10 protein-coding genes, 1 riboswitch and 1 other annotated feature are annotated in these 13,415 nt (G+C 37.3%); of the genes, 6 read left to right on the top strand and 4 right to left on the bottom strand.

The genetic code is table 11. The annotated features are described in order from the left end of the window. Positions 1 to 41 precede the first annotated feature (41 nt). On the bottom strand, positions 42 to 1,610 hold the full coding sequence (locus MKY08_RS02030) for a PucR family transcriptional regulator (RefSeq protein ID WP_069512888.1): 1,569 nt from the start codon (positions 1,608 to 1,610) through the stop codon (positions 42 to 44). A gap of 310 nt (positions 1,611 to 1,920) precedes the next feature. Between MKY08_RS02030 and MKY08_RS02035 the strand changes: the two genes are divergently transcribed. Continuing rightward, positions 1,921 to 3,273: an aspartate aminotransferase family protein gene (locus MKY08_RS02035; RefSeq protein ID WP_069512887.1), complete on the top strand. Its 1,353-nt coding sequence runs from the start codon at positions 1,921 to 1,923 to the stop codon at positions 3,271 to 3,273. Positions 3,274 to 3,444: 171 nt separating this feature from the next. On the opposite strand, the gene MKY08_RS02040 is transcribed toward MKY08_RS02035, so the two are convergent. Then, complete coding sequence (locus tag MKY08_RS02040) at positions 3,445 to 4,611, bottom strand: FtsW/RodA/SpoVE family cell cycle protein (protein ID WP_256093211.1); 1,167 nt, start codon at positions 4,609 to 4,611, stop codon at positions 3,445 to 3,447. Positions 4,612 to 4,825: 214 nt separating this feature from the next. Here MKY08_RS02040 and MKY08_RS02045 point away from each other — a divergent pair, with 214 nt between their 5' ends. From MKY08_RS02045 to MKY08_RS02055, 3 genes are all read left to right on the top strand, one after another. Beyond that, complete coding sequence (locus MKY08_RS02045) at positions 4,826 to 6,496, top strand: methyl-accepting chemotaxis protein (RefSeq protein ID WP_069512885.1); 1,671 nt, start codon at positions 4,826 to 4,828, stop codon at positions 6,494 to 6,496. Between the two features lie 313 nt (positions 6,497 to 6,809). After that, positions 6,810 to 7,763 carry an L-threonine 3-dehydrogenase gene (locus MKY08_RS02050; protein ID WP_069512884.1) on the top strand — a complete coding sequence of 318 codons (954 nt, stop codon included), beginning with the start codon at positions 6,810 to 6,812 and terminating at the stop codon, positions 7,761 to 7,763. 271 nt (positions 7,764 to 8,034) lie between these two features. Continuing rightward, the gene (locus tag MKY08_RS02055; protein ID WP_069512883.1) at positions 8,035 to 9,660 is read left to right on the top strand and encodes a long-chain fatty acid--CoA ligase; all 1,626 of its coding nucleotides are present in this window, start codon (positions 8,035 to 8,037) and stop codon (positions 9,658 to 9,660) included. A 114-nt stretch (positions 9,661 to 9,774) separates the two neighbouring features. Here the strand turns inward: MKY08_RS02055 and trpB are convergent, their stop codons facing one another. Continuing rightward, a complete protein-coding gene (trpB, locus tag MKY08_RS02060) occupies positions 9,775 to 10,950 on the bottom strand; it encodes a tryptophan synthase subunit beta (protein WP_069512882.1) in 1,176 nt (391 codons plus the stop codon). A 58-nt stretch (positions 10,951 to 11,008) separates the two neighbouring features. Then, positions 11,009 to 11,201, bottom strand: a binding site (T-box leader). Positions 11,202 to 11,339: 138 nt separating this feature from the next. Next, positions 11,340 to 11,822, bottom strand: coding sequence for a QueT transporter family protein (locus tag MKY08_RS02065; protein ID WP_069512881.1), 483 nt, complete (start codon positions 11,820 to 11,822; stop codon positions 11,340 to 11,342). 6 nt (positions 11,823 to 11,828) lie between these two features. After that, positions 11,829 to 11,873, bottom strand: a riboswitch (PreQ1 riboswitch). 405 nt (positions 11,874 to 12,278) lie between these two features. Here MKY08_RS02065 and MKY08_RS02070 point away from each other — a divergent pair. Continuing rightward, a complete protein-coding gene (locus MKY08_RS02070; protein WP_069512880.1) occupies positions 12,279 to 12,830 on the top strand; it encodes a hypothetical protein in 552 nt (183 codons plus the stop codon). 46 nt (positions 12,831 to 12,876) lie between these two features. Further along, positions 12,877 to 13,392 (top strand): hypothetical protein, encoded by a 516-nt coding sequence (locus MKY08_RS02075; protein ID WP_069512879.1) that lies wholly within the window; start codon positions 12,877 to 12,879, stop codon positions 13,390 to 13,392. The last annotated feature ends 23 nt before the right edge of the window (positions 13,393 to 13,415 follow it).

Consider the following 13,415-nt stretch of genomic DNA (forward strand, 5'->3'; position numbering starts at 1 on the left):
CCTGCGTGTGGTGCCAGTCACCCGAACAATTCTGACTAATTTCATTTTTTATCTTCAATTAACGAATGAGCTAGAAGCATAAACTCAAGTGTAATCCGATTGTGCCCTTTCATGAAATTTTCTCCTAGCAAATTTTCAAGCTTCTTTAGGCGATGATAGAGTGTTTGCCGCACGATAAACAATTGATTTGCTGTTTGTTGTTTCGAGCCATTCGTTTGTAAGTAGACTTGCAGTGTTTCTAACAGCTTGCTGTTGTATTTTTTATCATATTCAATCACAGGCTGTAAATAATCCTGAATGACTTCTTGCAAGTCAACTTGCATTTGTAATTTATAAATTAGGTAATATAAATGCAAGTCATCATAAAAAAATGATGTCGTTTGAACTTTGCGACAAATATATAATGTTTCCAAAGCTGTTTGATAACTCTTCGGAATTTCCTCGACATCCGCCACAATCTTACCAATAGCTAGTTGATAGCCCTGTGCTTGCTGCTTTTTATAAAAATCCGTTGTCTGGAGCGTAGAAAAGAGCGAATTTAATAAATCACGACTCGCTTTACAATCTTTAGTGTGGAGTAAGATAAATACGACATAGCTCTTTCGCTCGAACAGAAAGGGGACAAAACCATTCTGTTCAAATAAATTTCTATAGTAAAGTTTGCTATAAACAATATCCTCCTGACCTTTCATCATTGTATAAGGCGACGATAAAATAAAGACAGCATTACTAGAGTGCGTAAAGTTAGCATGATGGGATACGATAAATTTATAGATTTCTTCTTTCGTCAGCTTGTGATCAATCCAATCCGCTAAAATAGTGGCATCCTCAATATCTCTTTTTTCTTCTATATAGAACTCACGCATTAAAAGCTGAGCGAGTGCCGTTGCTGTCCGGTCTAAAATGAGTAATTCAAATTCAGAAAATAATCCATCCGTTCGATAAAGGGTCAAATCGGCATAATGCTGATCGACAATAAAAATAGGTGCATGTTTAAATTGTGGTGCTGATTGTGGCAACGTTAATAATTGCTGTCGTTTCGCTAGAGGCATGTTTGGGAAAAAGATAGCATCTCGGTCTTTAATGGAAAAAATGATTTGTGTACGTAATGTATGATGAATGGTTTGCAAAATGTCATCAGTGTTTTGTCCAAGAAGGGCATTTTTGTTTAACGTTTGTGCGTAATTTTCTAATGAGGAAATCATGAAATATTGTTGATTCATAATTTGGCTATGTAAATCCTGTGTAATCCGAACAAAGGGCACTGTCTCATGAAATACAATGATTGGAAAGTCATGGCGATTAGCCAGTGATTGTATAGCTTCAGGTATTGCCTGTAAGTAAGTGCCGTATTCTATGCACAGTGCTGCACAATTTTTTTTAATTAACATCTCGACGAAAAAGATAAAGTCCTCAAGATGATGCTGTAAACTAATCCCCGTCGTCAAAATTAATTCGTCCCCTGCTAAGAAATTATCCACTTGCACAATTTCAATAACATGTGCCCACTTAACAATGCGTAATAATCCGTCTTTTCCTGCAATGACCTCTGCACTTTGAAAGTGTTCATTTTTTAATACATCCTTCACTTGAAGTTTAAATTGACTCATCGTAGCCCTCCACTCAAAGTACTGCATGATATAAAAAATAGTAACTTACGACAATTGTGAATATTTAGCTAGTAGTTTACGAAATATCTTCTTTAAAGAAAGTTTATTCTATTTTACATTATGTTAAAAACAAAGTCATAGAATTATACAAGTTGTCTATTACTTCTTTTTGCTAAAAGTTGTAAAATTTTTTGTAAGAAATAGTGCAATTTTGAAAAAGGGGTGACATCAGGTCGTTTTTTACATTCGCTAGAACAATAAAAACTGCTTTAATAATGGAACAACATATAAATTAAAGGGGTGCATGTAAATGGTTCAAACAAATCTGAAGAGTGACGTATTAAAAAAGGATGAACAGTATGTCTGGCATTCAATGAAGCCTTATAATCCGCAAGCCACATATGTAGTAGAGAAATCGGATGGGGCAAGAATCGTTGATACGGAAGGTGTTGAATACATTGATGCGATGGCAGGTTTATGGTGTGTCAATGCAGGCTATGGACGGAAGGAATTAGCTGATGTTGCACATGAGCAGATGATGAAAAACGCCTATGCACCTCTATCGCAAGGGCATTTACCTGCAGTTGAATTAGCTGAAAAGATTAATCAAATGCTTGGTGGCGATTATGTTATTTTCTTTTCGAATAGTGGTTCTGAAGCAAATGAAACAGCATTTAAAATTGCCCGTCAATACCATCAGCAAAAAGGGCAAAGTGCACGCTATAAAATTGTCTCACGTTATCGGGCTTACCACGGAAGTTCGTTTGGAGCTTTAGCTGCAACGGGGCAAGCAGAACGAAAATATAAATATGAACCGCTAACACCGGGATTTATTCATGTGGCGCCACCAGACCAATATCGAGATCCGGAAAATGATGCAACAGCTTCCGGTGAGCTAGCAAGTGTCAAGGCTGTCGATAAGTTGATGACATGGGAACTTGGCGATACGATTGCTGCGATGATATTAGAACCAATTATTACGGGTGGTGGTGTAATCATGCCACCGGAAAATTACATGAAGGGCATCGAGGCGGTTTGTCAAAAACATGGGGCATTAATGATTGTCGATGAAGTCATTTGTGGATTTGGTCGCACAGGAAAGCCGTTTGGTTTTATGAACTATGGGGTGAAACCTGACATTATCACAATGGCTAAAGGTATTACAAGTGGGTATTTACCATTATCAGCAACGGCAGTGAAACGCGAAATTTATGAGGCGTTTACAGGTTCAGATGCCTACGGTTATTTCCGCCATGTCAATACATTTGGTGGCTCTCCTGTAGCCTGTGCTGTCGCATTGAAGAATATCGAAATTCTAGAGCGAGAAGCATTATTCGAGCGCTCCAAGGTAGTGGGAGCTAGTACACTCGAAACACTTCAACAAGCTTTAAATACACATCCACATGTTGGGGATGTACGTGGCAAAGGCTTATTAATAGGAATTGAATTAGTCGTAGATAAAGAGTCAAAAGAGCCCTTACCAGTGGAAAAAGTGAACGCTGTCATTGCTGCATGCAAAGGGCAGGGTGTGATAATCGGGAAAAACGGCGCAACAGTGGCAGGGTTTAACAATGTTCTAACTCTATCCCCACCACTTAATATTGTCCAACATGATTTAGATAAAATAATTGAAGTTGTTATTGAAAATATAAAAAAAATATAATTATCTAAAAGAAAGCTGTCTCTAAAAGTCGCTATCAAGGGCTTTCAGGACAGCTTTTAAAGCATCAGAAAGGCTAGGCGAAGAATGAGTATGCACAACACGCCTCCTGTCAGGTAAAGTAATAAGATAATTCGCTTCTTTACATGAGTATTCACCGATAAATGCGTCCTCCTAAACTTGTGAGGTTTTAAACATATAGCCGCTATAAGAATTATGGATAACCATAACAATACCCATTAACATGAAATTTGATAGTAGTGAACTACCTCCGTAACTTAAAAACGGTAACGTTACACCTGTTACAGGTAAAAGTCCGATCGTCATGCCAATATTTTGTGTAATTTGGAATGCTAGTAAACTGGAGATACCCGCACCCATAAGGGTCATAAATGGATCCTTTGCTTCTACTGTAATAAGAACAATACGATAAATTACAAAAAATAATAATGTAATGACAAAGGCTCCACCAACAAATCCTAATTCTTCAGCGATGGCAGAAAAAATAAAATCGGTATGCTTTTCTGGAACATAGACATTATTTTGTAAATAGCCTTTACCAGTAAATTCTCCTGTACCGATGGCCATAAAGCCTTGTCTAGTTTGAAAGGAGGAGTCCGTATATTCATAGGGTTGTAACCACCCGTAAATACGAGAAACTTGATGCCCAGATAACTTACTTAATATTTTTTCTGTAAAAAAATCATTAAATTTTACATAGAGAATAACGATTGCACTAACGATGGTCACAGGAATAGCTGTGAAAATGACGAGTAATTTTGTTTGGATACCTGAAAAGTAAATCATCGGTAATATCATTGCCATATATAACATAACCATGCCTGTATCCGGTTGCTTATATACAGCGAGTGTTGGTGGAAGTGTAATGATGCCAATCATCAATAGCAATCGCATATCTGATAAAAAGGAAGGACGCACATATTTTGCTTGATGGGCGACAATCACTTTACTGACAACAATTAAAAATGCGAACTTCAAAAATTCTGATGGTTGTAACGACCCTAAAAGTGGAATCTGATACCAAGATTTTGCTTCATTTATGGTGCGCGCGATGCTTTCCGGTGCGATAAATAATCCGAATGTTAGCGCTACTATAACCCAATAAAAGGGCCAGCCGATTTTTTTTAGTTGCTCAATATCAAGTGTTGCTACGCCATACATAATTAAAAAGCCCAGACTATAATAGATAAATTGCTTTATGATAAACAGACTAGAATACTGTTCAAACGCTGTACTGCTAGAGTGTACGAAGAGGCAACTAGTAATACCTAGCAACAATAGACTTATTGCTAAACTGCTATCTAATTTCTTTAACTGCAACAGTTAAACACCTCTCCTTCATATTTGTAAAAATTAGCTATTAATAGTAAACGATAGAATGTAAAGAAGGTTGCGCAAGTTTTTATATTGTGTCGAATTTATTAAATAATGGTATGTTCTGTAATTTCGTTAGAAAATTTTACAAAAACATAACACTGGCTTTATATCTCCATACTATGATTATTGGTAAGAGTTGGAGAAGGAGCCGAAAATAATGCATTTTTTTCGTTATATTAAGGTAAAAGATAAGCTGCTTGTACTCATGATTGTTTGTGTACTATCGAATGTCCTACTAGGTATATTTAGTGTGGATTATTTACGGAAAATGTCATGGCATGCAAGCGAAAGTTATACCGAGGCACTTGTACCGATTGGATGGCTGAATGAGCTTGAGGAAGCGCAAAGGCACTTGGATTATTTAATGGATTCAGGTGGCGAATATCGAGAGATGACAGCTATTCTAAAAAATATTGAACAGCCTTTAAGCGATTTAGAAAAGATAGTAATCGATAAAAAGATGAATCATCAAGTAAATAAGTATAATTCGGTATTCTCACAGCAGATAGAATTAGTTGAAAGTTATCAGCAGTTAAATACGCAAAAACGTCAGCAGTTTTATGAGCAGACCTATTTACCGATTAGCCAACAAAGCCATGCCATTTTAGAAGAGACGCAGAGCTATTTAGTTCAAAGAGCAGATGAACAGCAACAAGCGTACCAAAAAGATGTGCAATTTGGTTATTGGTTATTAGGGGGTGTTTGTACATTTGTCGTACTATTAGTTGTTTTCATTGGCTTCATCGCAACGAAGGCTGTTAATGTACCGACACGTCAGTTGAAATCACTGTTAAAACGTGCAGAACAAGGTGATTTTACAGCGAATGCGAGCTATGTGGCGCATGATGAACTTGGAGAAGTTGTATTGTCATATAATCAGATGGCAACAGAAGTAAAGCGATTGTTACATACGGTTACAAATAGTGCGCAAGAGGTTGCAGGAATGACGGAAAATTTACAAGAATCCTCGGAGCGATCTTCTACAGCTACAGTAAAAATAGCAAAGGATGTGCAAAGTATTGCAGATTTGACATCTGCATCTACTAGTAAATTAGCGTCCAATTCTGCTTCATTAGAAGAAGTATTAAACGGTGTACAGATTGTCTTAGAAAAAGTGCAGCTTGTAGAGAGCTTTGCACATGAGACTGCCCGTGAGGCAGAAAGTGGTACAGATATTGTACAGGCGAATTTAACCCAAATTCAAGCTATAAAGCGCGCTGTTGAAAAATCAAATATAGCTATTTTTAAACTAGTGGAAAGAGCCTCTACAATCGACCATATGGTTGAAGTGATTGAAAAAATAACAGCTCAAACCAATCTGCTTGCGCTAAATGCGTCCATCGAAGCGGCGAGAGCTGGTGAACATGGGCAAGGATTTGCGATTGTCGCCAACGAAGTACGTAAACTAGCTGAACAAACAGTACATTCAACTCAAACTATTACGTCTATTGTACAAAATATCCAAACCGATTCTCACTACGCTGTCAAGATGATGGAAGGCGTACTAAGTGCTACAGAAAAGGGTGTAAATGTAACGTCAGAAACAGCAACAAGCTTCGATCAAATATTGGAAAAGGTCAATATCATTCAGCCATATATTGTAGAAGTATCGACGACAGTACAAGATATAGCTGAACATACAAAGAAGGTTAATGAAGATGCAGGTATGTTAACAGCTCTTTCAGATACGAATGCAGCCTCGACTAAACATGTAGCGAAGTTAACGACAGATCAATTAAATGCTCAGCAACAATTTCATCATACGATTAAAGAATTACGAAAAGTTTCAAAGGTATTACAAATTGCTGTTAAACGTTTTTCAATCTAATGGAACAAGAAAAAAGTTGAACCTCTTTATGATTGTGTAAAGAGGTTCTTTTTTTATGAAAAAATAGATAATTGTATTTTTGGAAAGTACAAATGTATTTTTGTGTTGTGAGACAGCACAAGTTTTATCAAAAATCATATACTGATAATAAGGGATTTAACGTCCTTTATTGAAACTTGTATAGATTGTTGTTGTATTTTTTATATGAACACTTTATAATGAAATGCATCAGAAGTGTTATTAAATCAATGTTTCAGTATAAAATATTGTACTTTTGAGAAGTACAATTGTTCATATGTGGAGGTTTGGAGAAATGGAAAAGATTATGGTTACAGGTGCTCTTGGGCAAATAGGCTCTGAGCTGGTAGAAAAACTTCGTAGTATTTATGGAGAGGACAATGTATTAGCTACCGATATACGAAAGCTTGAACATACAAAGGGGCCATTCGAAGTGCTGGACGTGACGGATGGACAAAGGATGCATGATTTAGCTAAGGATTTCGGTGCAGATACAATGATGCATTTAGCCGCACTACTATCTGCAACTGCAGAAAGAAATCCATTGCTTGCTTGGAATTTAAACATGGGTGGTCTGATGAATGCGTTAGAAGTTTCCCGTGAGTTAAATTTACAATTTTTCACGCCAAGTTCTATTGGTGCATTTGGTCCATCAACACCTAAGGATAATACGCCACAAGATACATTACAGCGTCCAACAACGATGTATGGTGTAAATAAAGTCGCGGGAGAATTATTATGTGACTATTATTTTAATCGTTTTGGCGTAGATACACGTGGTGTACGCTTCCCAGGATTGATTTCGTACGTAACGCCTCCTGGCGGTGGTACAACGGATTATGCCGTAGAAATCTTCTACGAAGCGATTGAACAAGGGAAGTATACTTCGTATATACAAGAAGGAACTTACATGGATATGATGTATATGCCAGATGCGTTACAAGCTATTGTCGATTTAATGGAGGCTGATAGTAGTAAACTAATTCATCGCAATGCATTTAATATTACGGCGATGAGTTTTGAACCATCACAAATTGCAGCCGAAATTAAAAAACATTTGCCACAATTCCGAATGGATTATAATGTCGATCCGGTTCGTCAGGCGATTGCGGATAGTTGGCCAAATTCTATCAATGTTGATGCAGCCAAAAATGAATGGGGCTTTAAAGCAGAGTATGATTTAGCCAAGATGACTATCGATATGTTGGAGAAATTAAAAATTAAACTGCAAAAGAAGGCTATTTCATAAAAAAATAAAAGCTTTTTCAAAAGAAAATTAACGCAGGCAAAGAAAAACGAAATTGTTTTTCTTTGCCTGTTTTTTTGTTTACATAACACTATTTAAAAAAGAAAAGGGTAGAAAAAGAGAGTATAAAAAAGAAAATTTTTGGAATATATAGCATAATGATTAATTTTCTAATATAATCATATTCAGAATATTAATAGTATTCTGTTAAAGAATACATAGATGTTCTACAAGTGTTTGGGGGAATTCACTTAAAAGAAGGGATGGATGTAATATGATGCAAACACCATTAGTATTAACAAACTTTTTTAAGCGAGCTGAGAGTTACTTCGCTAGAAAGACAATCGTGTCGCGTACAAGTGCACATAAAATTCACCGTTTAACATATGGAGAATGGGCGAAAAGGACGCGTCGTTTAGCAGATGCGCTGACAAAGCTGGGGATGGAAAAGGGGAAGAAGATTGGTTCCTTCGCGTGGAATCAGCATCGCCACTTAGAGGCGTATTTTGCAGTGCCATGTTCTGGTGCCATTTTGCATATGGTTAATATTCGCTTATCCGAAGAGCATTTAATTTATATCATTAACCATGCCGAGGATGAAATTTTAATGATTGATATTGATTTGGTTCCTATCATTGAAAATATCGCAAGTGAGCTAAAAACAGTAAAACACTATATTATTATGACTGATGAAGAGACGTTACCAGAGACAACGTTACCGAATGCTTTATCCTATGAAGAATTATTAGCTGCTGCAGATGAAAACTTCGAATTTCCAGATGATTTAGAGGAAGAAGCACCTGCTGGTATGTGTTATACAAGTGCTACAACAGGAAATCCAAAAGGGGTTGTTTATTCACATCGTGGCTTAGTGTTACACAGTATGATGTTGAGTATGTCTGACTCTATGGGTATTTCAGAGCGCGATGTTGTGATGCCAATTGTACCAATGTTTCATGCAAATGCATGGGGGTTGCCATTTGCAAGTGTCAATGTCGGTGCAACCCAAGTGCTGCCAGGACCTCAATTTACTTCTGATTTGATTTTAGATTTAGTGGAGCAAGAACAGGTGACATTGACTGCGGGTGTGCCGACCATTTGGATTGGTGCACTGCAAGAACAGGAGAAGCGAGAGCGAGATATCAGTTCGCTTCGTGCGATTTGTTGTGGTGGCTCGGCTTCACCAACACGTTTAATTCGCACGTTTGAAGAAAAATACGGCATACCATACATCGTGGTATATGGTATGACAGAGACAACGCCAATCGTTGCGTTATCAAATTATATGTCATGGATGGAAGAATGGCCGATTGAAAAACGTATTGAAGCTCGTGCTACGCAAGGAATGACAATGGCTGGTATTGAGTCAAGCATTATCAACGATCATGGGGAAGTGCCATGGGACGGTGAGACCATGGGTGAATTACGTCTACGTGGTCCGTGGATTTCACACGAGTACTATCGTGATGAGCGCACAAAGGATGCCTATCGAGATGGCTGGTTATTTACGGGAGATATTGCGGTTCGTACGGCTGATGGCTTTATTAAAATTACCGACCGAACTAAAGATTTAATTAAATCTGGTGGTGAGTGGATTTCTTCTGTAGATTTGGAAAATGCATTAATGACGCACGATGCTATTTTCGAAGCAGCAGTTATTGCAATTCCACATGCCAAATGGCAAGAACGGCCACTTGCCTGCGTCGTTTTAAAAGAAGGAATGGCAGCAACAGAAGAAGAATTGCTAGCATTTTTAGAAAGTCAATTTGCGAAATGGTGGGTGCCAGACGATATTGTCTTTTTAGATGAAATCCCAAAAACATCTGTAGGAAAGTTCTTAAAGGCTAAGTTACGTGACAATGTAGCGGAAATCTATCCGAAACTAAATACGCTAGTGTAATAGGAAAAGGCATTGAGAAGTATATCTCAATGCCCTTTGTCTTTTTTATCGATATGATGCGAAAGTTGTGGCTTCCGATGTGCCCGCAGAACGCATCTGAATGCAAAAAGTAATTTATAGTGTAGCTTTATTTTTTAACATATTGAATACTTGTTCAACGTCTTTATCTCCACGACCTGAAATATTAATAATAATACTTTCGTCAGGCGATAGCGTTGGTGCTAATTTTATAGCATGTGCTACAGCATGCGAGCTCTCTAGTGCGGGGATAATTCCCTCCACTTTTGATAGTACTTGGAATGCTTCAAGCACTTCTTCATTTGATACAGTTACATACTCGCCGCGGCCAATTGTTTTTAAATAACTATGTTCAGGACCAGCCCCAGGGTAGTCAAGACCAGCAGCAATTGAATATGTTGGTAATGGATTACCTTGTGCATCTTGCAATACTAAGCATTTAAAACCATGCAATTCACCTGGAGTACCTTCATTTAATGTTGCTGCTTTTTCTGGTTCAATACCGATTAAATGAACGCCTTCATCGGCGATATATTCTGCAAATGCACCGATTGCATTACTACCACCACCGACACATGCAAGAACTGCAGCAGGGAGCTTGCCTTCTTTTTCTAAAATTTGCTCACGACTTTCACGGCTAATCACTGATTGGAAATGTTTCACCATTGAAGGGAATGGATGTGGCCCTACCGCAGAGCCTAATAAATAGAAAGTTGTTTCATAGTTTTCTACTAAATCAGCAAATGCTTCGTCTACTGCATCTTTCAGACGACCTTGGCCTTTATCAACGGCAACAACTTTAGCACCTAATAACTCCATACGGAATACATTTAATGCTTGTCGCTTTGTATCTTCTAGTCCCATGTAAACTGTGCAATCCATGCCAAACATTGCGCAAGCAGTAGCTGTTGCAACGCCGTGTTGACCTGCGCCCGTCTCGGCGATAACACGATTTGCGCCCATACGTTTTGCAAGTAAAATTTGACCTAGTACATTATTGATTTTATGTGAACCAGTATGATTTAAATCTTCACGCTTTAAGTAAATTTTAGCGCCGCCAAGTTGCTTCGTTAAATTTTCTGCAAAATACAGTGGCGATTTTCGACCAATATATTCACGGAAATAATAGTCTAGTTCATTTTTAAACTCTTCATCATCTTTATATTTTTGGAAATTCTCATCTAAAATATTTAATACATTTTGAAGCTCTTCAGGAACGAAGCTACCTCCAAATTCACCGAAATATCCCTTTTGCTCTACTGCTGTACCCATCTTCACTCGACTCCTCTATTCTAAATTTTCCATAAAAAAGGTCACTCCACTCCTCTATAAAAAGGACGAGTAACCGTGGTGCCACCTTTATTCGCAAAAATGCGCGCTTGTACTCCTGTAACGGGGAGTTAGTTCGACCTTTTAGAAGGCTGCTCCGAAGTCCATTCACAAGTTCATACTGCTGATTTACACCAACCATCAGCTCTCTAAAAGTACGATTTCTTGCTACTCCTCTTCTTCTACGCATTTATTATTGAAAAATTTTAATATATTTTCAGAATAGTGTCAAGAAAAAGAAAAAATACTTTTGTATCCTTATTTATAAGAGGAGAAGCAGGGGGGGAGTGCGCCCGAAAGTAAAAAAAAGACGAATCGAAAAGACTCGTCTATTAAATCATATTTTTGAAATTTAGGCGCTTGTTGAGCATATACATAATCGGTGCACCGACTGCTAATACAACAAATTCACCCGCTGCGACAGTTAACCATGTCCACAGGAATGGTAATTCTAATGCTAAGTTCAGTTCGAAGGCGATGATAAACATTGTGCATGTAAATAAAAATGTGTTAATGATTAAACGCGCCCATATATTTTGGACAAATTTACAAATCACAATTAAAAGGCCAAGCGTAATCATTGTCTGCCCAACGCCAAACACTAAATCATAGGCACCGAGTGGTGAAAATAGATTGGAAATAAACACACCCATAATAATCCCAACGGCAAAGCGAGGGTTAAAGGCAACTAAATGATTAAAAATTTCCGATACGCGGAATTGCACCTCTGTAAAACCAAATGGTGCGACGAGCATTGTAACAGCAATATAGAGCGCGGCAATAATGCCACTTGCTGCTAAAAATTTCACTTTCATATTCATTTCTCCTTAGTTTTTTTTCGTGGGATGGTTACGAACCACGTAAAGCAAGTGCAATCATAGCAGTATTTATAAAGGTTTGTAAATAGCAATGTGTAAAATTTGTGTAGCCCGAATATTCGTAGTATTGCTTCTTTTATGCGTGGTGTAAAATTTTCCGAGTTTTTAAGTATAAAGTACTGGTGTACCGACAGAAAAAATGTCGGTTGAAATGTCGGTACTGTTTTCGATAAAATTAAATTAACTCGAGTATATTTAAATTTGCTATAGCAACCATTTCAGATGACTTAATAAATTAAAGTTGAATTTGAAAAAGGGAAAAGGGGTGCAAAGCAAGATGAGGATACTTAAACTCACACTATTTCTTTTGATTTTTTTCCATTAATTGATTCAGATGTAAAGGCTAATGATGAAACTAATTCAAACATAATTAAAATATTAGATGGTAAAAATATGAGTGAGGAAGAGTTGTATGCAATTTTAAACTCAGGTGAAGAATTTACAATAGAACTAACAGATGAACAAGTCGCTGAACATTATGCCGAAATTAAAGGTGTTTCTTTAGACGAAGCTTATCAGGCAATGTCAGATAGTTTAGTACAAGCTAAACCAAGAGCAAGGTCTGTTACATCAAATCCGTCTTGTGGATGGTTAGCTACTAGTACACCGATAACAATTCCAAATAGATCCTATAAACCAACTCTTCTTGTGTATCTGAATGTGTGCCGTGGTAGTGCGCAATATATAGATACAAATACGAAGCCACTTCTTCAAGAGTTTCGAGCAAATCCAATTTCTTTCGATGGTACAATAGTGGTTGAATTATACAACGGTCATTTTTTCTATATTATAAATGGAAATTTTTACAATTCAACAATGTCAACTCATACAGGAACTGTTGGGGTCACTACGGTTTTCAGTGCCACTTATTCAGTTGCATCAACTAGTAATTATTATGCATCGTTAACAATCTTAAGGACAAAACGGGATGTGTTAGGTTATTAGATAGGATAAAGTAAAATGATCTTATCCATAACTGGAGGGATGTCGTTTGAAGAAAATTGCATCTTTGCTTATCGGGGTTTTAATCTGTCTCGTCGGGTGCAACAATACAGCATTTGGCATTTATCAAGGGCGGGATTTAAAAATTGGGGTAATTGGGGCGATTCCAGAAGTAAGGGAAGAAAATATAGCTTTTCAAGATATTACTTTTGAGGAGTTGAAAAATAATACGGAATCCTTATCTAAAGAGCTAGATGCCATTATGATTATGAAAGAATTTTTACATGAAGCAGATGATGACCAATATGTAGCTGCTTATAGGTCGTTAAAAATTCCTACATTTTTTATGCAATCGACTAAAGTACATGTACCATTTGTCAATGAAGGTGTTCAGTATGATGATATTATCGATGTTGACCCTGCTAATTTCGCAACAGGGTTTCTCGATTTAGGAACAGATGAGAAAATTAAAGAACATACATGGAGATATAAGCTGGAAAAGAAACAGAATATTCAAGATGTTTACTCGCGAATTTTTGCTACTATTGAATCTGTAAGTAGTTAATTCAAATGGCGCAGTGAAGGCAA

It is taken from the genome of Lysinibacillus sp. FSL M8-0337, assembly GCF_038593855.1.
GTDB classification, from domain to species: Bacteria; Bacillota; Bacilli; order Bacillales_A; family Planococcaceae; genus Lysinibacillus; species Lysinibacillus sphaericus_D.

Bases quoted from the DNA above. Each gene is read 5' to 3' on its own strand.
- MKY08_RS02030 (WP_069512888.1), bottom strand. From the start codon at position 1,610: ATGAGTCAATTTAAACTTCAAGTGAAGGATGTATTAAAAAATGAACAC.
- MKY08_RS02035 (WP_069512887.1), top strand. From the start codon at position 1,921: ATGGTTCAAACAAATCTGAAGAGTGACGTATTAAAAAAGGATGAACAG.
- MKY08_RS02045 (WP_069512885.1), top strand. From the start codon at position 4,826: ATGCATTTTTTTCGTTATATTAAGGTAAAAGATAAGCTGCTTGTACTC.
- MKY08_RS02050 (WP_069512884.1), top strand. From the start codon at position 6,810: ATGGAAAAGATTATGGTTACAGGTGCTCTTGGGCAAATAGGCTCTGAG.
- MKY08_RS02055 (WP_069512883.1), top strand. From the start codon at position 8,035: ATGATGCAAACACCATTAGTATTAACAAACTTTTTTAAGCGAGCTGAG.
- trpB (WP_069512882.1), bottom strand. From the start codon at position 10,950: ATGGGTACAGCAGTAGAGCAAAAGGGATATTTCGGTGAATTTGGAGGT.
- MKY08_RS02065 (WP_069512881.1), bottom strand. From the start codon at position 11,822: ATGAAAGTGAAATTTTTAGCAGCAAGTGGCATTATTGCCGCGCTCTAT.
- MKY08_RS02070 (WP_069512880.1), top strand. From the start codon at position 12,279: ATGAGTGAGGAAGAGTTGTATGCAATTTTAAACTCAGGTGAAGAATTT.